Raw genomic sequence first — 21,269 nt, 5'->3', positions numbered from 1 at the left:
CCAGCTGGCTTCACATCGATCGTTCTTATGCTTATCTTTGTTGTCTAACGGCGCAGAAATATCTGGAAATATTTAACACAAGGCCGTGATTGGTTGGAATTGCCGGAACGTTCGCTTTGCGTCCCGGTTGCTGCGTCGTACGAGATCGACGGCAGCACAGATCTAGATTCGATGCGAACACGCGCAAAACTTGGTCTGATCGTCGTCCTCGGCATCACCTTGGGAGCCGGGTACGAGACCTCTCACGGTCACTGGCCGCGCGGCGCCAACGCAAGCTCGTCCCCGGGACAGCAAGCTTCCTCCGCCCTGCCGGTACAGACCGCGCTGTCCGAGGCCCGCAACGTTCCGATCATCGTGCGCGGCCTTGGCACGGTCACGGCATTCAACATGGTGTCGGTAAAGAGCCGCGTGCAGGGCAACATCACCCAGGTGAACTTCCGCGAGGGGCAGGAAGTCCATACTGGCGATCTCTTGGTCCAGATCGACCCGCGACCTTATCAGGCGATGCTCGATCAGGCGCAGGCGACGCTTACGAAGGACCAGGCGAACCTCGCCAACGCGCAGAAGGACCTCGGCCGCTACGCCGACCTGCTGAAGCGCAACTTCGCCCCCGAGCAGCAATTCGCCACCCAGCAGGCGACCGTCTCTGAGGACGAGGCGGCCCTCAAGGGCGATCAGGCTCAGATCGATAGCGCACGACTCAACGTGGACTACGCTGCGATCCGCTCGCCGATCGACGGCGTCACCGGTATCCGGCAGGTCGATCTCGGCAACCTCGTCCAGGCCAACAACGGCCAGACCCTGGTGGTCATCACGCAGATCAAGCCGATTTACGTCGTGTTCACGGTGCCCGAGGCCGACATTACCGAAGTGCGTGAGGCCATGGCTCAGGGCACGCTCGCGGCCGAGGCCTTCGACGCGAGCGACGACCACCGCATCGCCTCGGGCACGCTCAAGCTCGTCGACAACCAGGTCGATCAGACCACCGGCACGGTGAAGCTCAAGGCCGAGTTCGCCAACACAGACGAGAAGTTGTGGCCGGGCGCGTTCGTCAACGCTCACCTCGTCCTGTCCGTCGCCAAGGACGGCATAACCGTGCCCGCCGCCGCCGTACAGACAGGGCCGACGGGTAGCTTCGCCTACGTGGTCAAGCCCGACGACACCGTGGAGCAGCGGGTGATCAGGGTCCGCCAGACGGAACGCGACCGCGCCCTCGTCGCCTCCGGTCTGCAGGTCGGAGAGCGTGTCGTCACCGGCGGCCAGTCGCGGCTCCGAGCTGGCATGAAAGTCACGGTTGCGGACGCGGCTCCATCTCCGGCGACCCCGATGGCCGCGCGATGAACATCTCGGCGCCCTTCGTCCTGAGGCCCATCGCCACGACGCTGGTGATGGCGGCTATCCTCGTCGGCGGCCTCGTCGGCTACGAACTACTGCCGGTGGCTGCGCTACCGCGGGTGGACTTCCCGACCATCTCCGTCTCAGCCTCGTTGCCGGGCGCAGACCCGGAGACCATGGCGTCCTCAGTGGCGCAGCCCCTGGAGCGGCAATTCGCCGACCTGCCGGGGGTCGACCAGATCACCTCTACCAGCACGTTGGGCGCCACGCAGATCACCCTGCAATTCGCCCTCTCCCGGGACATCGACGGGGCGGCGGGGGACGTGCAGTCGGCGATCAACGCCGCCCAGGGCTATCTGCCCAAGAACCTGCCGACGCCGCCGACCTACAAGAAGGTCAACCCAGCCGACCAGCCGGTGCTGATCCTCGGCATGGCGTCAAAGGCGATGACGCTCACCCACCTCGACCAATACGCCGACCTCGACATCGCCCAACGGATCTCGACCCTGCCCGGCGTCGGTCAGGTGGTGATCTTCGGCGAGCAGAAGTTCGCCCCCACAATCAAGGTCAACCCGCTGGCGCTCGCCGCCCGCGGCATCGGCCTCGACGAGATCGCTACGGCAGTCACGAACTCGACGGCCGACCTGCCGGTCGGCACGCTGCAGGGTCCCAAGCAATCGTACCAAATCGGCACCAACGGCCAGATCTTCTCGCCCAAGGACATCGGCCGGGTCATCGTCGCCTATCGGAACGGAGCGCCGGTCCATCTCGATGACGTAGCGAACGTCGTGGCGGGCTCCGAGCAGCCCCTCCAAGCGAGCTGGGTCGGCACTGAGCGCGGTGAGATGATCGGCATCTGGCGTCAGCCGGACGCCAACACCATCGACCTCGTGGACCAGATCAAGGCCAAGCTACCGGAGTTGCAGAAGGCGATCCCGCCTTCCGTCGATCTCTCGATCATCAGCGACCGCTCGATCTCGATCCGCGAAAGCTTCACCGACGTGAAGCTGACGTTGCTGGGCACGATCATCCTCGTCGTGGCGGTGATCTTCGTGTTCCTGCGGAGCACCTGGGCGACGCTGATCCCCGCCGCCACGGTACCGCTCTCCCTCGTCGGCACCTTCGCAGTGATGGAGTTGCTCGGCTACAGCCTCGACAACCTGTCCCTGATGGGCCTGACGCTGGCGGTGGGCCTCGTCGTCGATGACGCCATCGTCATGCTGGAGAACATCTACCGCTACCTGGAACAGGGGATGAGCCGGCGCGAGGCAGCGCTCGCCGGCTCGGCGGAGATCGGCTTCACCATCGTCTCAATTACCGTCTCGCTGATCGCGGTGTTCATCCCGCTGCTGTTCATGGGCGGCGTGGTGGGGCGGCTGTTCCGCGAGTTCGGCGTCGTGGTGACGGCCGCGGTGGTGATCTCAGCCCTGATCGCCCTGACGCTCTCGCCGATGATGGCGTCTCTGGTTCTCAAGGACCCCCGGCAGGCCAAGCACGGGCCGGTCTATGCCTGGACAGAGCGGCAATTCGAGCGCCTGCTTGTCGGCTACGAGCACCTCCTGCGCCTGTCGCTGCGCTGGCGCGGGCCGGTGATGGCCGTCAACGTGTTGCTGATCCTCGCCTCGGGCTGGATGTTCTATTCCATGCCGAAGGGTTTCTTCCCTCAGGAAGACACGGGCCTGATCTTCGGCTTCACGCAGGCCGACCAAGACGTCTCCTACGACGGCATGGCCTCACGCCAGGAGGCGGTGGCCGCGGTGATCGCCAAGGATCCGGATGTGGCCGCCTTCGGCTCGTCGATCGGCGGCACGACGAGCTCGGGGCAGAATACCGGCCGGTTCTTCGTCCAGCTCAAGCCGCTGGCCGAGCGCGAAGCCACCGCCGACCAGATCATCACCCGGTTGCGCCCACAACTTGCACGCCTACCCGGCGTCGTGACCTTCCTGCAATCGATTCAGAATATCCAGATCGGCGGCCGCCTCGCCCGGACGCAGTATCAGTACACCCTGCAGGACACGGATCTCGAAGAGCTCAACCTATGGGCGCCGAAGATCCTGGCGAAGCTGCGCACGGTCCCCGGCCTCCAGGACCTCGCCAGCGATCAGCAGACCGGCAGCCCGCAGCTGATGGTACGGATCGACCGTGAGACCGCCGCGCGGCTCGGGGTCAACGTCACGACGATCGAGCAGACGCTCTACGACGCCTTCGGCCAGCCGTTCATCACGCAGCTCTACGGGCCGCTCAACACCTACCACGTCGTCATGGAGGTCTCACCGCGCTACCAGCGCGACGTCAGCGCGCTCACCCGGATCTACGTGCACGGGACCGGCAACGCGATGGTGCCGCTCAGCCAGTTCGCCAAGCTCGAACCGGTCCCCTCCACCATTTCGGTGAACCACCAGGGCCAGTTCCCCTCGGTGACGCTCTCGTTCAACCTGGCACCCGGGGTCTCCCTGGGGCAGGCGGTCGACCGGATCAAGGCGGCCCAGGCGGAGATCGGCGCGCCGCCGACGCTCCAAAGCTCGTTCCAGGGCACCGCCCAGGAATTCCAAACTTCCCTGGCGACCCAGCCTCTGTTGATCGCGGCGGCCCTATTCTCGGTCTATGTCGTCCTCGGGATTCTCTACGAGAGCTTCATCCACCCGCTGACGATCCTCCTAAGCCTGCCCTCGGCGAGCGTCGGCGCCCTGGCTTTCCTGGAACTCTTCGGCTTCGACCTGACCATGATGGCGATCATCGGCATCATCATGCTGATCGGCATCGTGAAGAAGAACGCGATCATGATGATAGATTTCGCTCTGGAGCGCAGGCGCACGGAGAACAAGGACCCCGAGGAGGCGATCTACGAGGCCGCAGTGCTGCGCTTCCGGCCAATCATGATGACGACGCTCGCGGCCCTGTTTGGCACGCTGCCGATCGCTCTGGGCATCGGGGCCGGTGCCGACCTACGCCAGCCGCTCGGGATTGCGGTGGTCGGCGGCCTGCTGGTCTCGCAAGCGCTGACGCTGTTCACCACGCCTGTGACCTACCTATACATGGAGCGTGTCAGCGAGTGGTTCTCTGCGCACTTTGCGAGGGGAAAAGTTGATAGCCCAGTCACGGCGCCGGCAGAGTGATTGGACCGAAGTGCACTGGACCGAACCCCGTGCTTCGGATGGAAGGTTAATTTATTGCAAAATCTGTTTCGAGGATACTAATGACTCGTCATTTATTACCCTTCGTGTCTTCTCTACTGATAATCATCACTTCCGTCGATGCAAGCTGCGCGCAAAACAGGATGGGAGTGGATGACAGCCCGGCCGATCCAGCACGGATCCTGAGGCGTCTCGAGAAGGAACGGCATGACCTCGATGCCGATCACGAACGACAGGTTCGATGCGAGCGGCACCGAAGCTCGGAACATACCCAAGCACCTACGGCAGTGGTCTGTCTACCTTGACCGGTGAAGGGCATCTGCGGGTTCGTCGTCATCTCTACAAGATAGCAATACTAGGCGACTTAAGACTGCCGGTGAAGTGCGATGAATGCAACTGACGCCAAAGACCTACGTTGCCGTAGTGTCCGCTTTCGAGAAGTTGCTAGGTTCGGCTGAGTGGCAGCAATGGGCGCGAAGCGGAACGCCTGCTTCTGGACGACGGGCCAAGTTCCGCCAGCTGCGTAACGGCGAAGCTTGACGGCGCTAGCCCAAACCACAGGTAGATCGGTTCACCGTCGTAGGTCGCTGATGCCGAGTTCGGTCCACATCCAGCCGAAGTCGTAGCTCGCCATCGGATCGCTGGGCGCACGGCCACGCCTGCTCTCGCTCTCCAGGAACTTCAGCCAAGCCGCCGCCTTCTCGCGCCCCGCCTTCGAGCGCACGCTAACGCGCGGAGTCTTGTCGCCCAACATGCCGACTGGCTGATCGAGAGCAGCGCGGTAATGGCCGCTCAGCCCCTCGTGCACGAGGCTCGTCTGCAGGTCGGGTGGAAGCGCCTCTTCATGGGGCAGAGCCTCCGTCTGAGATGAGGCCATCGCCTGCGCGACGGTTTGGATCTCGGTCAGCGGCGAGCGCACCAGACCGTCCAACAAGGGCGTGAGGAGTGCCTGTGCCCGCGCGGCCCGATCCGCCGAGTTGACGCTCACCAGCAAGCCCCTATCGGTCAACTCGATGGTGCCCAGCACCGTGCCACCGTTCTCAAGCGTCACGCTGTAGGTCTGCATCGTTCCGGTGCCGGTCGTGCCGGTGTTCCGTGGTTTCGAACCCGGGCGAGCCTCTGTTTCGAGCCAGTTCCAGAATGTGTCGGTCTCCTCCCGCAGGTCCGGCACGGTGCCCAGCCGCGCCCGGACCTCGGCCACGTCTATCCTCGGCAGGAGTGGGTACCGCATGGTGTGGAACGCGATCTCGGTGCCCTCACTGTTCACCAGAGTCGGTAAGCTCGGATCCAGCAGCTGGGGCAGCACGTCAGCGAGCCACAGGTTGGTGAACAGCGGCGCCGCGTCGGTCAGGAGGAGTGTGTCTGGAACGCTCCGGTCGGCACCGGCCGCCAGATCCTCCTTCCGCGCCAGCTTCTCGAACTCACGACCTGCGCGCTTGGCCGAACTCTTCAGGATGCGCAGCACCTCCTCGGAGGCATCGCGCCCGAACGAGAGCACACCGCCTGCCATGACATGCGAGCCGCCGTGCTCGACGATCCGCGCGCCGATCCGCTCCCAAGGCGCGAGAGATCGACTGGCCGTCCGCTCCGTGATACGGACCGGCTCGCCGCCGCGGACCAGATCACGGGCCAGGAAACTCTCGCCGGGAACGAGGCCGCTGACCTCGTACAGGCTCATCACGGAGCGGCGCAGCGCCTCCATGTAGCGCCTGTTGGCGACCGGCTCCTTCCAGCCCCGGCGCTTGAGGTACGCGTCGACCAAGTTGACGTCGTCGGGTTCGACGGTGCGGGTGAGGAAATCCTCGAAGGCGCAGCCCCACAGCGTCATGAACTGAGCCGGACCTAGGAGGCTCTCCAAGTCTTCCAGCTCCAGGTCGGTTTGCTCGCAGGCTGGCCCGACATGCAGCCAAAGCGCCTCCTCGAACGGCTCCCGCCACTCCTCGCGCGTGAGCCACTTGATCAGACCTGAGAGCGAGGAGCTGCTGGGCATGACGGTTCCGGAAGCTCACGCCAGGGTAGCGGCTGGTGCTCGACGATCAAGCATCCCGGCTCTGTGAACCCTGCTGCTCGGGGAGGCACACATTCCAGGAAACGCGAGAGCTGTCGCCGGCGCTGCCGAGCTCAGATCACAGGCCCGCGAGCCCTCGCTGCGCCTGGAACCACAGGGTGCGCGAGGCGCTGACCATATCGACCGCAGCGGGTTGTGGAACCGGAAGCGAACCATGGCCGACAGAGCGAACGCCGAGCCTCCACTGACCGTCGATCGCCGCGGCTTCGTCAAGCTCGCCGGCGTCGCCGCAGCTGCAGTCGGAGCGCCGGCCACCGCGGCCTTGGCCCAGGTCGAGCAGGTCGAACGCATCACGTCCCAGCCCGCGCCGCCTCTCGCGGCCGACGAGAACACCGCCGACATCTTAGTCGACACGCTAATCACCTGAGGCGCCACCCACGTGTTCGGCATCGTCGGCGATGGCATCAACCCCATCGTCGAGGCCCTGCGCAAGCGCCAGGACAAGATCGCCTTCATCGGCGTCCGTCACGAGGAGGCCGCTGCCTTCATGGCCGGCGGCATGGCCAAGCACGGTGGCCGGTTGGGTGTCTGCCTCGCCACGACCGGACCCGGCGCCGTCCACCTGATGAACGGCCTCTACGACGCCGCCTACGACAACGCCCCCGTGGTCGCGATCACCGGCACGACCTTCCACGATCTGGAAGGAATGCGGTTCATGCAGAGCGTCGACACCGTCAAGCTGATGCAGGATGTCGCGCTGTTCAACGAGCGTGTCACCGGCCCCGCCAACGCCGTGATGCTCGTCAACCGCGCTTGCCGGCAGGGGCGTCGCGCATCTCACCATCGCCAAGGACGTGCAGCGCCAAGCCCTCTCGGCCGACAAGCCCTCGCCTGAGAACCACGGCGGACGCACCTCCTCCGCCTGGTCGCCCCCGATGGGGATCCCGCCCGCAGACCAGCTTCGGGCCGCCGCTGAGGTCATCAATGCCGGCAAGCGCATCGCCATACTGGCCGGTCAGGGCTGCGCAAACGTTTTGCCGCAGCTGCGCCGCCTCGCTGAGAGCCTGGGTGCGCCGATCGCCAAGGCTTACCTCGCCAAGGCGCTGCTGCCCGACGACGATCCGCTGACAACCGGTGGTATTGGCCATCTCGGCACGGCGCCCTCGCAATGGGCGATGCAAAGCTGCGACACGGTCGTGATCCTCGGCACGACTATGCCGTGGATCGACTACTATCCAAAGCCGGCTCAGGCGCGGGGCGTGCAGATCGACATCAAGTCGGACCACATCGGCCTGAAGTATCCGGTCGAGGTCGGCCTCACCGGCGACATCGGCGCGACGCTCGACGCGCTGATGCCAATGCTGAGGGCCGAGCCCGACCATACCTTCCTCGCCGAGGCGCAGACGCGCATGCGCGCCTGGCGCACCCTGCTCGACCAGGTCGAGACGACCCAGAGGGGACCGCGCCTGCGGCCGCAGACGGCGATGCGCGCGCTCAGCGAGTTCGCACCGGCCAACGCCTTGTTCAGTATGGATTGCGGCGCGAACACCCATTTTGCCGCGCGCCACATCCAGATCCGGGAGGGTCAGAGCTGGACGGGCTCGGGCACGCTGGTGACGATGGCCTCGGCTCTGCCACTGGCAATCGCGGGCGCGTTCTCACAGCCCGGTCGCCCCTCGATCGCGGTCGCGGGTGATGGCGGCCTGGCGATGCTGATGGCGGAGCTGTCGACGGCGGTCCTGCACGGGCTCGACGTCAAGGTGATGGTGCTCAACAACGACGCGCTGGCGCAGGTGAAGGGCGAGCAGCGGGAGATCGGCGCGCAGGAATACGGCTGCAAGCTCGGTCACATCGACTTCGCAGCCTACGCGCGTGCCGTCGGCGCGAGGGGCCTCAGCGCCGGCAGCGTAGCCGATCTGAGGCCGGCGGTGCAGGCGTGGCTGTCGACGCCGGGCGTGGCGCTGCTGGACGTTCAGGTCGATGCCGAGGAGGAGAGCCAGAGGCCCGACAAGGTCACGGCTTGAGCGGAAGCCGGCTGCCGCGCACAGAAACTTCCCCAGCCGCCGATGAATCATCCTCGACCCACGTCTCAAGTTTCGTACGAGTTGGGGCCTGATCGGTCGTCCGGGGGGCTCTGCGCTCATACATGCTGATCGCCCAACACGCTGTTCAGCCTTCCTATCGCAAAAGAGTGGGCTCTGCCGTGGCGCTACGCGCGATCACGGATGGAGGACCAGCTTCTGCGGGCGCCAGTTCAGCAGTTCGCCGACGTAGATCTCGTTCTCGGACGGGCAGGCGATCTCGTGGATCCAGCCGAACTGCTTGAGCTGTTTGCCCGTCTCGCCGAGCACACCCAGCACCTTGCCGTCGAGCGACAGCTTGTAGATCCGCCCCGGGAAGGCGTCGGCGACGTAGAGGACCTGCTTCGGTCCGGGTGTGATGCACAAGGCCCAGGGCGCACCCGGCGTGAACAGGTCGACCGTGGTGCGGTCCTTGGCCGGCTTGCCGCGGATGATGGCGCGCGCCTTATCGTAGTCGAACGGCACGTCGATCTTGATGATCCGCTGGATGTGGCCACTGGTGTCCATCACCTGGATCCGAGCGTTGCCCCGATCGGCGATGTAGATGTTGTCGTTCGCGTCCGAGGCGATCGAGTGCAGGGTGCGGAACTGACCCGGTTCTGTGCCGTAGCTGCCGTACGAGTCGACCCAGTTGCCGTCCTTGTCGACCTTGGCCACGCGTGAGTTGATGTAGCCGTCGCTGATGTAGGCGTTGCCGGCCTTGTCCCAAGCCACGTCGGTAACCTGCCGGAACTGGCCCTGCACCGGCGGCAGCGGCGGCATGGGATGCTTCCAGGGTTCGGCAGTCTCGTCGGCGGCTTCGGTCTTGCGGCCCCAGACCATGGCGACGCGACCCTCGGGGTTGAACTTCACCACCATGTCTGAGCCCTTGTCCAGAACCCAGATGTTGTCCTCGCGGTCAACACGCACGACGTGGGCGAAGGACCAGGCGTACAGGCCGTGGCCGATCTCCCGGACGAAGGTGCCGTCCGGATTGAACTCCAAGAGCTGGGTGGCAGCTGCGCCATAGGCGGGCCCCTGCGTCGCCCCACGCGATAGGATGAAGATGTGCCCCTTCGAGTTCAGGGCGATGCCAGCGACCTCACCGAAGAAGATGTCCGGCGGCAGCTTCAGGAAGTCCGGGACCGAGTCGAACGCGATCTCGGGAACCTGCGTCGCGGGCGCTGAAGATGGTGCCGCCGAGGAGGCAGGGACAGCACCCGGCTTGATCTCGTCGGCGCACACGGCCGGCAGCGTCAGGGCGAGCACGCCCACAGCAACGCACAAGGAGCGGATCATCTCGGGCTTCCTCACGGGCCAGCCGGTTCGATCGCCGAGCTTGGCCACGCCGGCTTAGCCCGAAAACCGACAGCTCGGAAGCCTGCGCTTGATGATTACTTCGGATCGGCCCCGATCTCACGCAGATATGCGGCCGTCGCCGGATGCAGCCAAGTCGCCGGCACGTTTGAGATGAGATTGCGGGGGTCGCTCTCTCGGCCCTGAGGATAGAGCCGGGCCAAGGTCTCTCGACCTCGGTCGATCGCGTGCACGAGCCGGGTGACACCGGCAGCATCGAGGCCAGGGCGCGCCAGGATGAAACTCCAAGACCCGACGGTCTCGATGTGTGCATCCTGTCCGCGGAAGGAGCCAGCCGGGACGGTCAAGCGGCGCATCGAGACGCGTAGGGCCAGGATCTTCGGGATCGCCTCGGGTGCAGGGCCGAAGAAGCGAGCGCCGCCGGGCGCATCCGCGAGCGTTTTGAAGCCGGGCCAGCCGAGGCTTGCGCCCCACAAAGCGGCTGCTCGGCCGTCGAGGACCTGTGTGGCGCCCTCGCCAGCGTCATCGAGGAGGATCGGCGTGATCTCGTGGTCCGGATCGATGCCCGAGCCTTGCAGCACGGTTCGCCCCATGATCGTGAAGCCCGAGCCGCGCGTGCCGAGAGCGACGGCACGGCCGCGCAGATCCTGCACGTTCTGGATAGGACTGGAGGTTGGGACCACGAACATGCCGGGAGAGGCGTCGATGGGGGCCACGACCGACAAGCCGGTCCCGTCAGCCCGTCCACTGGACAAAGCTTCGTAGGCATACTCACCCTGTACGAGGGCCAAGTCGAGCTTGCCCGCTTTGAGCAAGGTCAGGTTTTCCGTTGAGCCCTTCGTGATCCTCGGCTCGATCATCACACCTGGGTCGACCTCACGGACTGCAGCGATCAGCGCTCGGCCGAAAGCAGGGAATGAACCACCGGGGGTTGCCGTCCCGAGCGTCAGACGCACCTCTGGCTCGGATCGTTGAGCCCGCGCGGGTACGGTCGCGGCGAGGGTGATGATACCGAGGAGCAGTTCACGTCGCTGTACCATGCTGCTCTCCATCAACGTGCCAGTCACGACGCGTCCACCTTCGCTTCAGGTGTCTGGCGAATTTCAGACAGTCCATGGGAGGGGGGCGCTGACGGCGCAATCCCGTGCTGAGGCCTTATGAGCTGGCGTCCGCTTTCGGGATCCTGCCAACTACGCCTGAACGGCTGGGACGGGCGCAAAGCCGAAGGTCCGCTTATCGGCGCCCGGGTAGCTTCAATGCTGAGATTTTCTTCATAGCCAACACCACTGTAATTCGGCAGGACTGTTCGTTGCATATTGGCATCCGATGGCCTTGCTGAAGGGTGATCGCGCGCTGTCGAACCCGTTCTCACAGTTTGACGTGTGCCACGAAACGTTGCTACGAAGTGCGAACTTGGAGCGAGCAAAAGCCTTTTATTTGCAACGGGCTCTGTCGTACGGCGGCGAATCCCCCCCCTCTCCGCCAGTTACCATTGATACACAATGCTTTTTTCGGCTGACATGGGGATTGCCCCACCATTCGCCCCACCAGCGAACGGGAAGCTGAGGCAGCGAAACCCACCGGCATAGGGTTGGACCGCATAGGTCATCATAGCGTTGAGCGCATGGCGCTCGATTGAAGGCCACGCCCAAGAGCGTTTCAAGGCTTGGCCTGCCAAACAGGAACCTGTTCCCGTCGCGCCTTCAGCGCCCTCGTTTTCCGCTCTCGATCGACATCAGGCTGCGTCGTGAGATCCGTCCGCGCGTCCTCGCCGCCTTGAGGCTGGAACGAGCCATCGCAACCGAACCTGTCGAGCGGGCTGGCCTGCCGGATCGGAAGCGGACCTTGCACTCTACCCGCGCCCTAACGCGTCTTGCGGCGAACGCGCTCGCCGTCAGGACCTGGACGGAACAGGCACCAGCTCGCCGACTCGCGGCGCTGCCCCCATCACTCCACGATCTGACGGCGATCACAAAGCGTGTGTTGATGCAGCGGACATTCTGCTCGCGCTCATCCAAAGTCGTACAGAGGTGATCGTGAGGCCTTCGCAAGCGGATGTGCCCACGAACATTTTCTCTGGTAGCAGCGTGCCCATCTCGATCATCCAGATGGCTTCGAGAGCGTCACATAAGCGGACGCTGCCGGCTGCGATCGGCCGTTCGCAAAGAGACGCTTTACGAAACTGCATGCGGCCATGGCGGCTGCGCGGAGGGGCATGGATCGGCTCGGGCGGGGGACCGTCCCGTTCGCTCGGCGTGCGGGCGCGCATTCCGGACATGGTCGGCAGCGCTTGTACCCGGCCGTTTGCAAGTTGCTGCCCCGCTGACAGATCGGGACACTGCCTGGGCTGCCTCAAGGCAGGATCACAACGTCACCGTCCCGGAGGCCGGACAGGATCTCGATACCCTGCTGCTGGGTGGCACCGAGCCGGACCTGACGCGGGCGGGGTTCGCCGCTCGCCGGATCACGCACTTGGACCATCGGATCCGTCGTCGGATCGCGGACAGCCTCGATCGGCACCACGATTGCCTGCGGGTTGCTGGCGATCTCGATGCGCATCCGGGCCGACATGCCGAGGCGGATCTGACCGCGACCCGTGTCCCTCGGGAAGGCGGCCCGCACCTCGAAGGAGGGCGCGCGGCTCCCACCGCGCGTGGTATCGGCCTCGGCGCTGATCCCGATCAGGCGGCCCGGGATCGGCTCGCCCGGGAACGCATCGCTGGTGATCGCGACCGGCTGCCCGGTCCGGATGCGGTTCACGTCGACCTCATCGACGCGGCCGGTCACCACGAGCGTCGCCGTGTCGGCGACGGCGAAAAGCGCCTGGCCCCGACTGACCCGGACGCCGCTCGCGATCTCGGCCGCCGGCTGATTGGTCTGCCGGCTGACGGGCGGGTGGGAGAGGATGCCGCCGATCGGTGCGCGCACGACCTTGCCGTCGGCTTGCGCCATCACGTCCGCGAGTCGGGACCGGGCATTCTGCAGATCAAGCTCGGCGAGGCGCCGGCTGTTCGCATCGCCGCGCGCCAGCGTCGTCTGCAGGTCCATCCCGGCGCTTGCGACCGCCTTCCTCTGCGTGTCGCGCTGCTGCACGAGACCGTCGTACTCGTTGCGTGACACGATCCCGCGGTCGAACAGCCTCTTGGTTTCCGTCACCTGGCGCTCGGCCAGTGAGAGGCCGGCCTCGGCGCTCTCCAGCGTCCGCTTGGCGCGGATCACTTCGGGACTGTCGGCCCAGCGATCGAGGAGGTCGACGGCGATCGAACTCTTCAGGAAGGCGGCCTGCGCCTCCCGCACCCGGGTGGCGATCTCGCCATCGTCCATCACCACGAGTGGATCGCCGGCCTGCACGACGTCGCCAATCTGCAGCCGCACCTCGCGGATCACGCCGTCGAATGGTGCGACGACCGCAACGGTCTTCTCCGCCCCGACCGTGCCGGCGAGGGTCACGAAGGAGGCGGCGGCCACGGGCGCGACCGTGACGGTGCGTTCCGCGACCGGCTGCGCGGCCTTGCGCTCGACCGGAGCGAACCTCGGCGCTCCCCAGAGCCAAGCCAGTCCGGCGAGAACCACGATGGCGGCGGCGCAAGCACCGGCAGCCGCGTGCCGGACGCGAGGCGGCGCGCCGATCTTCGGCAATCGATCGGCGATCGGAAGCAGCGCGCCTTCGGGTGTGGGCTCGGCCATGTCCGTCAATCCCGCAGGGCGACGTGCCATGTGTCGAGCGTCGTCCCGAGCTGGAGATCGAGCAGTGTCAGGGTGTTGAGGTAGCCGATCACGCTGTCCAAAAGCTGGATATCCGCCGAGCGGAGGTAGGTCTCCAGGGCGCGGACCTGATAGTTGGCCGAGCGCCCGGCCTTGAGCTTCTCCCGCTCGATCTCGACGGCCCGGGCCGCCAGATCGCGGGCGCGGCGCGCGCCTTCGAGCTGGCGCCAGCGGATCGCGACGTCGCTCGCCAAGCTGCGGATCTGCAGCTCGATCCCCCGGCGGATCGTCTCGAGCTGCAGCTCGGCGGACTGGCGGCTCGCCGTAGCCTGGACGAAGGGCTGCTCGCGCTGGAGATCGTTGAGGGGGGCGTTGAAGGCCAGCCCGACCGTGGTGTCGGACTGGCCGGTGACGCTGCCCTGCGGCCCGGTGATCGTCGTGCGGCCGACGGTGCGGGTCGCGAACAGCGACAGGTCCCAGAGCCGCGCATTCTCGGCGACGACGAGGCCGAGCTTGGTCTGTTCCATCGCCAGGAGCTGGCCGAGATAGTCGGGCCGCTGCGCGAACGCGACCTCCATCAGGTGCGGCAGCTCTGTGGCGACCTGCGCCGGCTCGGTGCTCTCGGTGGCCAGGATCGGGGTTCCCAGGTCGAGGGCGAGCAGGTCGAGCAGCCGGAGGCGGGCGCCGTCGAGGGATCGGGTCGCGCCCAGCACGCCCAGGCGCTGGTTCTCCAGGTCGGCCTCGGACTGGACGATCTCGACCGCGGGCATCCGTCCGGCCTCGATCAGGGCCCGGTTGATGTCGAGGATCTCCTCGGCGCGGCGTACGGCAGCCTGGGCGAGCACCATGGCCTTCTGGGCGCGCAGCAGATCGCGATAGGCGTAGATCACCTGCCCGATCGTCTCCGATACGGTCGCCCTGAGCCGCAACCGGTTCCCCTGTTCGCTGAGCCGGGCCGAGCGGATCGGCGCCAGGGTCACGTCGACGCCGCCGCCGCGCAGGAGCGGCTGATTGATCGACAGAACGCCGCCGGTGCTGCGCGTCCGGATGCCGGCGACCTCGCTCGCGTGGTTGGCCCAGGAGAAAGCGACGGTGGCGCCCGTGGGCAGGAGCGCGGTGACGCCCGGCGTGACATCGAGGCTGGTGGTGGTGATCCCGGCGATCGTCTGGCGCACCGCGCCGCCGGAGAGGCCGAGATGCGGCATGAATCCGTCCTCGGCGACGCGCAGGCTGAATTTCTGGGTGATGCGGTCGATATAGGCGCCGCGGATGGTGCGGTTGTCGCGCAGGGCCAGGGACACGGCGTCCGTCAGGCTGAGGGGAATGCCGGCCTCGCTCCCGGCTTTCGCCTTCCTATCAGGGTTGGCGGAGATCGGCGACGGCGGCGCGGCCGACCGGGGCGGCTTGGAGGGCCGGTGGGCGGCACGAGACTTGTGGGCTGCCCCGATCGCCGCGACGACGCAGATCGCGGCGGCCGCGAATCGCTTCCGATGTGACATGGCGCTAGCCAGATCGCAGGGCAGCGGCTGGGTTCGCGCTGCTGCGGCTCAAAGCGCGCATCGGTCCTTAGCGTGCGGCAGCAGCCGTCTGGTTCGTTCCAGTCCCGGCGGCGCTGCTCTCGGCGGCGGCCGTCGCGGCCGGGGTGACGGAAGCAGTTTTTGGGTACAGGATGAACGCCACATCGTCATCTTCTGCCATCCATGTCACTTTCATAGTGGGATTTTTCTTCCCAAGATCTTCAACAATCTGACGTATATTATTTTCATTTCGATCCCACCCGCCGACCCATTTATACTGCTTGGCATCGGCGTTGTATGCATACATCGTATATTCGAAGGAGTTACTATAAAATTCTGTTATACTAGAGCCGCGGATCATCTGAGCCGTGCCGTTCAGGAAGGCCTGAGACCTCTCGTTGGACGGATCGATCGGCTGGTCGAAGTTCAGACCATACAAAACATAGTTCCTGATGTTCCGAAAAAAATCCTTATCGCTCGGTCGTTCGCGCAGGTGGCTGCTCTCGTACCAGATCTCTCCACCCATAGACTTGATCCGCGCGACGTCTTCCGCCGGTGTCTCGTCCATCGCTTTGTGGATAGCGGAGTCATTTCCTATATATGCTCGATATGGCGCGTCTGATTCGTCGCCATATTTGTCCATGTCCTTCAGTTGCTGAACGACATCGGGTGAGTTCCACGGCATCAGCGGGCTGTTCAAAGGTACCGTCGCGTGGGCCTTCATGCTCTCCCATCGCTCGGTTATGAAGTCTAATCGCGACTGCATATGCACTTTTGGCGCGTTCGCCCACACCGCCAACATGCCCGATTGTCCCGGCGTACCCGCGCCGGAGGCCGAATGCACGTCCTGCTGCAGTTGATGAGCCTGTGGTCCATGCGCGTGGTCCCCGCGAAGCTCGCTCCTCAGCTTCAGCAGCGCATCGAGCGATTGGGGCGCCAGCGCATGAACCGACCGCGGATCGAGGAAGGCTCGGAGCGGATCTTGGTCCCGCCGCCCGGATGCCACTTGCCCCGGCGCCTGCGTCTGTAGGACCGTTAGCGCCGCCGAAGATGAAGAAACTGCGGATACCATGTTGCGCTCCTGTGGGGTCGAGCGGTCTTCGTCGTCGGATCGTGATCGGGACACGCATGCCCGGTTGAGCCTTCTCCGCCAAGCTGCAAGTGGATCTGTGCCCGGCGACCAGAGACGTGCATCAAATCCCTAGCGTGCAGGTGTAGCCCCGGGGGACGTGCCAGTCCCAGTGGCGCTGCCCTGGGCGGCGGCCGTCACAGTCGGGGTGGCGGAACCACTCTTTGGATACAGGACGAAAGCAATATCGTTATCGGCGCCCAGCACAGCCACGTGCATAGTGGGGTTTTTCTTAATGAGGCCCTCAAGGATATCATGTGAATTGCTTTCACCGCCGCCGCCCCATCCACCGATCCATTTGTATTGACCGGCAGCAGAGCTGTACGCATACATGGTGTACGAGGCGGAGTGCACGTGATACTCAGGGATGTTTGAGCCGCGGATCATCTGCGCCGTGCCTTTCAGGAGCGCCTGAGACAACTCGTCGGACGGATCGATTGGCTGGTCCAGGTTTCCGCCATACAAGGCAAGGTTCTTGATGTCCCGGAAGAATTCCTTGTCGCTCGGCCGATCGTAGAACTGCTTGTCGTTGTACCAGATCTCGCCGCCCAGGGACTTGATCTGCGCCACGTCCTCCGGCGGCGTCTCGGCCATGCCTTTATAGATTGCCGCATCGCTCGCGAAAAACGCACGCTTGCGCGCGTCCGAATGGCCGGCATGTCTGTCCAAGTCTCTCAATTGCTGAAGGACATCGGCTGAGTTCCAAGGCATCAGCGGGCTGTTCAGGGGCTCCGATGTGCGCGCCTTCAGGCGCTCCATCCGCTCGGTCCATATGTCCAGGTTCGAAGTCTCCACGGTTGTGCCTTCGTTCTCCCAGGCCAGCATACCCGATTGACGTCGCGTGCCGGCATGGGGTGTCAGAGACACGTCCTTTAGGGCCTGCGGTTGCTGCACCGGATCCCTGCGAAGCTCGGTTCTGAGCTTCAACAGGGCATCGAGCGATTGAGGGGCCAGCGCCAGGACAGACCGCGGATCGAGGAAATTCTTGAGCGGATCCTGCTCGTTCTGCCCGGATACCGCGTGCGACGGTGCCTGCGTTTGCAGAACCTTCAGCGCCGCCGAGGAGGAAGAAACTACAGATGTCACGTCACGCTCCTATCGATTCGAGGAATCGTAATTTTTTGATCTGTACTATTATATGTTGGTATTTTATTTTTTATTTACAAAGACGTTTCTTTACCGCAGGTAGTTTTTATTCAATCGTAAAAGTGTCATAGATTTAAATTTTTCAGCGGATGCAGATTTAGAAGATGTGCAACGATGGTCTGCCGCAACCTCAAGCTAGCTCGAATCTACGGCTGAACTCGATGTTGATTTTTCGGTAGCCCGGGGAAGGACTTGATAACACAATGAATCAGAAAACTGGTCGTTTATCGATATCACCAAGTCCCCCAATCCAAATGCCTGACGAGTATTAGTCCTCTTGTCCCAAGCGATTAGGGTTCGTAAATTTAGTATTTAAAGTATAATTACAGTTTTGATCGAGCGTCGGCCAACCACCATGGTCCGGATCGACCTTGCATGTCACATTTCCGCACACATTATTATTACTAGTTGTTCTAAAGCTATATTTAACTTTTGATACATCTGTTGGGCACTTCAGTCCGTCTGACGTTGCTTCGTACAGCGGCATATTGACGGTAACCGCACATGAAACGAGACATCCGTATGGACCTGGCGTCATTCCTTGAACTTCAACAGTAACGGATTGTCCTTGATTGTCGTCCCAATATCCACTGAAAATGCCTGTGCCGCCGGGTCTGACTGTCTCCGGACTCCAATTCCAGCTCTTGGCCGAAGGCGATGAAGCCACATCATGGAGGCCGAAAGAATGGTCGGCTTTATTATACAAATTTATAGTAATTTTGTTTCTGCTCTGAGCCATGGCCGAGCTGCTCAGACAAAGAGCGCCCAACACACCAACCGCACCAACCATCAAAGCGCGCATGTTCGAATCCCCCTAATCTCTATGCGGAATCATTCTGCTTGAACATCGGCAGCCGGTCGGCTTCCATAGACAGGCGATCAGCTGATCTGCGCAGGATCGTGGAGGCTGCATCGCCTCGTCGATCGGGCGAGGTCGCGGGATCCCGCAGACCTTCGGCGCCGGGCGTCATGCTCCAGCCCATCGAGCAGAACAAACTTGCGATCTGAGGTCAACCAACAGACAGTTGTATCTGAATAAAACCGTCGCTGAGGTTCGATCGGCGCCCGACAACTGCCAGCGTAGCCCTACACAGCTTCGAAATTTCGAAGCATTCAAGAAAATTATCTATCCAGATCTTCGAAGGGGCGCGTTTTCACTTCGGCGCGCCCTGTTCCGGCGCGCGCCGAGGCGCCTGCCCAGCCTCCGCCTCACTCCGCGCGCAGGGCGGCGATCGGATCGAGCCGGGCGGCCTTCAGGGCGGGATAGAGGCCGAAGAACAGGCCGACCGTCGCCGCCATGCCGGCGCCGAGCGGCAGCGCTAGCGGTGCGGGCAGGAACGGCCAGCCCGACGCGCGCGCAAACATCCAGCCGGCGAGGGTGCCGAGGCCCGTCCCCAGCAGGGAGCCGACAGCCGAAAGGAGCAGCGCCTCGGTGAGGAACAGGGCGGTGATGTCGCGGCGGCGGGCCCCGATCGCCCGGCGCAGGCCGATCTCGCGCCGCCGCTCCATCAGGCTCATCAGCATCACGTTCATGACGCCGACCCCGCCGACCACCAGCGACGTGGTGCCGATGCCGACGAGCAGCAGGGCGTAGATCCGCATCTGCTTCTCCAGCCCGTCGATCAGTTGCCGGGCGGTCTGGACGTCGACGCCGCCGGTGCGGAGCAGCAGGCGACAATAGTCGGTCACGCGCTGCGCCGTCGCCCGGTCGTCCGCGCCCGGGGCGAGGCGCGCCGCCACGGTGGTGATCTTCGCGTCCGGCATCAGCCGCCGCGCGGCCTGGAACGGGATCACCGCCGACCGGTTCAGGTCGAGGCCCAGCAGCGGGCTCCGGAACGCCGGCCCGAGGATGCCGATCACGGTCAGCACCTGATCGTTCACCGTCACGGGATCGCCGATGCGGACGGGTCGTCCGGAGGCGGCCGCATCCCGGGCCACGTCGGCCCCCAGGACCACGAAGGGCGCGGCGGCGTCGAGATCCGAGGTCGGGCGCCCCGCCACGACGGGGGCCTTGAGGAAGCCGTAGAGCGCCGCGTCGGCCGCGATCAGGGCGGTGTAGAGCGAAGCGCGTCCAACGCGCAGCGAGGCGCTGCCGGAGACGATCGGGATGGCCTCGGACAGGCCGAGCCGGCGCGCGGGCAGGGTGCGCATCGCCTCGGGCGGCAGGTTCGGGACATCGTGGTTGTCGCCGCGCGGGGTGAGGCTCATGAGGTCGGTGCCGAGCGCCTCGAACTGCCGCATCGCCTCGGCGCGGGCATTGTGGCCGACCTGCAGGATCGCGATCACCGCGGCAGTGCCGACGGCGATGCCGGTGAGCGCCAGCAGGGCACGCGCTCCGAGGGCTCGGAGATTGCCGGCCCCTTCGCGGACGACCTCGCGCAGCCGCGCCTGGCCCATGGCGGTCATGCGGGCAGGGCGCCCGTGTCGTCGAGAACCCGGCCGTCGCGCATGACGATGCGGCGCGGGCAGCGCGCTGCCACGGCAGGATCGTGGGTCACGATCAGGATGGTGACGCCGAGATCCCGGTTGAGGGCGAGGAACAGAGCCATGATGTCGTCGGCGGCCCGGCTGTCGAGGTTGCCGGTCGGCTCGTCGGCCAGCAGCAGCGTCGGCCCGCCGACGAGCGCCCGCGCGATCGCGACGCGCTGACGCTGGCCGCCGGACAGCTCGTCCGGCCGATGGGATGCGCGGTCCGCGAGCCCAACCTTGTGCAGCGCCTCCGCTGCGCGCGCCCTGCGCAGGCGCTTTCCGAGGCCGCGATACAGGAGCGGGAGGGCGACATTGTCCAAAGCCGGCAGGCGGGGCAGCAGGTGGAACGCCTGGAAGACGAAGCCGATCCGGCGGTTGCGCAGGACGGCCAAATCGTCGTCGCGCAGGTATGCCGTCGGCACGCCATCCAGGTGAATCTCGCCGTGACTCGGGCGGTCCAGTAGGCCAATCAGGTTCATCAGCGTGGTCTTGCCGGACCCGGAGGCCCCCATCAGGGCACAGAGATCTCCATGCTGGATTTCTAGATTGACCTCCGTGAGAACGGGGACCAATCCTGATCGACCAGCGTAAGATTTATCGACGGACTTTATTGAAATTAATGCCATATCTATTTGAGAAATTCGTCAAAATTTTCTAAAAATTCAACACGTTGGCCAAATCGCTAGGGCAAAAATCGGCGTGCAGCAAGACCGTCGGCGCATGAAGCTTTATCGTCGGGCGTGATTTGAAGGCGTAAGAATTGTTTTCTCGGCGATCACTGACCATCCATGTTGATGGTTGCAAGTCGCTGCAGACGTGTCGGAAAATACTGCCGTCTCTTCAAACGTCAGCAACATGTGTATTCCAGACATCTATAGTAGGAATGCTGCGACGTCGGATTTCGTGTATTGCGTGACCTAAAACAAACTGTCCGTTATCGGCAGGATCATGCGGAGTGGCAGAAATCTACCCCAATCGGGCCAGCCGAAGTTCAACGGCGCGGCCATCACGCCTGCGCCACCGGCAGCTCCCCAACTGCGTCGTGTAGCGCGGCGTGCGCATCTCGAACTTCGTGGTCCAGTCCCGCCGGCTCACCAACCCCGCCCGCGCCGGCACCACCGCGCCCCGGCCCCAGCGCGCGCTGCACGCGTCCATCGCTGCCATCAGCGGTCCGGATCGCTCACGATCCAGTGCGCCGATCAGCGCCCGCGGGCTGTGCGACAGCTGCGCTAGGAGCCCGTCCGAGTAACGAGGTTGGAAGCCGGGTAGAGGGGGGCGAGACAGGAGCCGATGGGGCGGATCAGCGGGCTCAGCGGCCTGCCTGTGCCAGCTTCAGCAGGTTGTGGGCCGTGCAGATCATCGCCCACTCGCCTCGGACCTGATCGAGCCCTCTCATCAGGAACTGTCGGAAGCCTCGGGCCTGCTTGATCTGCCCGAACACCGGCTCGA

At 64.5% G+C, this 21,269-nt stretch carries 17 protein-coding genes and 1 pseudogene; 5 read left to right on the top strand and 13 right to left on the bottom strand.

The genetic code is table 11. The features are described 5' to 3' along the window. Positions 1–93 precede the first annotated feature (93 nt). Entirely contained in the window at positions 94–1,341 is a 1,248-nt protein-coding gene (locus MKL11_RS28095) for an efflux RND transporter periplasmic adaptor subunit (RefSeq protein WP_243949647.1), read from the top strand. After that, positions 1,338–4,451: an efflux RND transporter permease subunit gene (locus MKL11_RS28090; RefSeq protein ID WP_243949645.1), complete on the top strand. Its 3,114-nt coding sequence runs from the start codon at positions 1,338–1,340 to the stop codon at positions 4,449–4,451. The genes MKL11_RS28095 and MKL11_RS28090 overlap by 4 nt, the downstream gene beginning before the upstream one ends. Positions 4,452–4,564: 113 nt before the next feature. Here MKL11_RS28090 and MKL11_RS28085 read toward each other — a convergent pair whose 3' ends face one another. Both MKL11_RS28085 and MKL11_RS28080 read right to left on the bottom strand, forming a co-directional pair. Next, the gene (locus tag MKL11_RS28085) at positions 4,565–4,738 is read right to left on the bottom strand and encodes a hypothetical protein (protein WP_243949643.1); all 174 of its coding nucleotides are present in this window, start codon (positions 4,736–4,738) and stop codon (positions 4,565–4,567) included. Between the two features lie 302 nt (positions 4,739–5,040). Continuing rightward, the gene (locus MKL11_RS28080) at positions 5,041–6,459 is read right to left on the bottom strand and encodes a hypothetical protein (protein WP_243949641.1); all 1,419 of its coding nucleotides are present in this window, start codon (positions 6,457–6,459) and stop codon (positions 5,041–5,043) included. A gap of 232 nt (positions 6,460–6,691) precedes the next feature. Between MKL11_RS28080 and MKL11_RS28075 the strand changes: the two genes are divergently transcribed. The 3 genes from MKL11_RS28075 to MKL11_RS28065 are packed head-to-tail and all read left to right on the top strand — an operon-like array spanning position 6,692 to position 8,501. After that, a complete protein-coding gene (locus MKL11_RS28075) occupies positions 6,692–6,904 on the top strand; it encodes a twin-arginine translocation signal domain-containing protein (protein ID WP_243949639.1) in 213 nt (70 codons plus the stop codon). 12 nt (positions 6,905–6,916) lie between these two features. Further along, on the top strand, positions 6,917–7,372 hold the full coding sequence (locus MKL11_RS28070; RefSeq protein WP_243949637.1) for a thiamine pyrophosphate-binding protein: 456 nt from the start codon (positions 6,917–6,919) through the stop codon (positions 7,370–7,372). Further along, the gene (locus tag MKL11_RS28065) at positions 7,332–8,501 is read left to right on the top strand and encodes a thiamine pyrophosphate-binding protein (RefSeq protein ID WP_243949627.1); all 1,170 of its coding nucleotides are present in this window, start codon (positions 7,332–7,334) and stop codon (positions 8,499–8,501) included. Before MKL11_RS28070 ends, MKL11_RS28065 begins: the two co-directional genes overlap by 41 nt. 195 nt (positions 8,502–8,696) lie before the next feature. On the opposite strand, the gene MKL11_RS28060 is transcribed toward MKL11_RS28065, so the two are convergent. The 11 genes and pseudogenes from MKL11_RS28060 to MKL11_RS28010 all read right to left on the bottom strand — a co-directional run. Further along, the gene (locus MKL11_RS28060) at positions 8,697–9,836 is read right to left on the bottom strand and encodes a peptidyl-alpha-hydroxyglycine alpha-amidating lyase family protein (RefSeq protein ID WP_243949625.1); all 1,140 of its coding nucleotides are present in this window, start codon (positions 9,834–9,836) and stop codon (positions 8,697–8,699) included. A gap of 95 nt (positions 9,837–9,931) precedes the next feature. Beyond that, the gene (locus tag MKL11_RS28055) at positions 9,932–10,921 is read right to left on the bottom strand and encodes a TAXI family TRAP transporter solute-binding subunit (RefSeq protein WP_243949623.1); all 990 of its coding nucleotides are present in this window, start codon (positions 10,919–10,921) and stop codon (positions 9,932–9,934) included. A gap of 1,285 nt (positions 10,922–12,206) precedes the next feature. Next, positions 12,207–13,541: an efflux RND transporter periplasmic adaptor subunit gene (locus MKL11_RS28050; protein ID WP_243949621.1), complete on the bottom strand. Its 1,335-nt coding sequence runs from the start codon at positions 13,539–13,541 to the stop codon at positions 12,207–12,209. Positions 13,542–13,546: 5 nt separating this feature from the next. Further along, complete coding sequence (locus tag MKL11_RS28045; RefSeq protein ID WP_243949619.1) at positions 13,547–15,058, bottom strand: TolC family protein; 1,512 nt, start codon at positions 15,056–15,058, stop codon at positions 13,547–13,549. Positions 15,059–15,125: 67 nt separating this feature from the next. Beyond that, entirely contained in the window at positions 15,126–16,148 is a 1,023-nt protein-coding gene (locus MKL11_RS28040) for a hypothetical protein (protein WP_243949617.1), read from the bottom strand. A gap of 129 nt (positions 16,149–16,277) precedes the next feature. Next, complete coding sequence (locus MKL11_RS28035; RefSeq protein WP_243949615.1) at positions 16,278–17,291, bottom strand: hypothetical protein; 1,014 nt, start codon at positions 17,289–17,291, stop codon at positions 16,278–16,280. A gap of 328 nt (positions 17,292–17,619) precedes the next feature. Next, positions 17,620–18,153, bottom strand: a complete 534-nt coding sequence (locus MKL11_RS28030) for a hypothetical protein (RefSeq protein ID WP_243949613.1) — start codon at positions 18,151–18,153, stop codon at positions 17,620–17,622. Between the two features lie 407 nt (positions 18,154–18,560). Then, positions 18,561–19,757 (bottom strand): ABC transporter permease, encoded by a 1,197-nt coding sequence (locus MKL11_RS28025; RefSeq protein WP_243949611.1) that lies wholly within the window; start codon positions 19,755–19,757, stop codon positions 18,561–18,563. Then, positions 19,754–20,392 carry an ABC transporter ATP-binding protein gene (locus tag MKL11_RS28020; protein WP_279600767.1) on the bottom strand — a complete coding sequence of 213 codons (639 nt, stop codon included), beginning with the start codon at positions 20,390–20,392 and terminating at the stop codon, positions 19,754–19,756. Before MKL11_RS28020 ends, MKL11_RS28025 begins: the two co-directional genes overlap by 4 nt. Positions 20,393–20,826: 434 nt before the next feature. Further along, positions 20,827–21,086 (bottom strand): annotated as a pseudogene (locus MKL11_RS28015) (DUF4113 domain-containing protein); the annotation flags it as partial. Between the two features lie 43 nt (positions 21,087–21,129). After that, positions 21,130–21,269: transposase (locus MKL11_RS28010; RefSeq protein WP_243947262.1), on the bottom strand; the 140-nt coding region annotated here is incomplete at its 5' end.

The organism is Methylobacterium sp. J-077 (genome assembly GCF_022829365.1).
Lineage (GTDB): Bacteria > Pseudomonadota > Alphaproteobacteria > Rhizobiales > Beijerinckiaceae > Methylobacterium.
Note: the sequence above shows the minus strand (reverse complement) of the source record. Positions and strands in the feature narration are given on the sequence as shown.

What these genes read in the sequence shown, in the direction of transcription:
- MKL11_RS28045 (WP_243949619.1), bottom strand. Translation starts at nt 15,058, where the DNA reads ATGTCACATCGGAAGCGATTCGCGGCCGCCGCGATCTGCGTCGTCGCG.
- MKL11_RS28085 (WP_243949643.1), bottom strand. Translation starts at nt 4,738, where the DNA reads ATGTTCCGAGCTTCGGTGCCGCTCGCATCGAACCTGTCGTTCGTGATC.
- MKL11_RS28030 (WP_243949613.1), bottom strand. Translation starts at nt 18,153, where the DNA reads ATGCGCGCTTTGATGGTTGGTGCGGTTGGTGTGTTGGGCGCTCTTTGT.
- MKL11_RS28060 (WP_243949625.1), bottom strand. Translation starts at nt 9,836, where the DNA reads ATGATCCGCTCCTTGTGCGTTGCTGTGGGCGTGCTCGCCCTGACGCTG.
- MKL11_RS28090 (WP_243949645.1), top strand. Translation starts at nt 1,338, where the DNA reads ATGAACATCTCGGCGCCCTTCGTCCTGAGGCCCATCGCCACGACGCTG.
- MKL11_RS28080 (WP_243949641.1), bottom strand. Translation starts at nt 6,459, where the DNA reads ATGCCCAGCAGCTCCTCGCTCTCAGGTCTGATCAAGTGGCTCACGCGC.
- MKL11_RS28025 (WP_243949611.1), bottom strand. Translation starts at nt 19,757, where the DNA reads ATGACCGCCATGGGCCAGGCGCGGCTGCGCGAGGTCGTCCGCGAAGGG.
- MKL11_RS28040 (WP_243949617.1), bottom strand. Translation starts at nt 16,148, where the DNA reads ATGGTATCCGCAGTTTCTTCATCTTCGGCGGCGCTAACGGTCCTACAG.
- MKL11_RS28075 (WP_243949639.1), top strand. Translation starts at nt 6,692, where the DNA reads ATGGCCGACAGAGCGAACGCCGAGCCTCCACTGACCGTCGATCGCCGC.
- MKL11_RS28050 (WP_243949621.1), bottom strand. Translation starts at nt 13,541, where the DNA reads ATGGCCGAGCCCACACCCGAAGGCGCGCTGCTTCCGATCGCCGATCGA.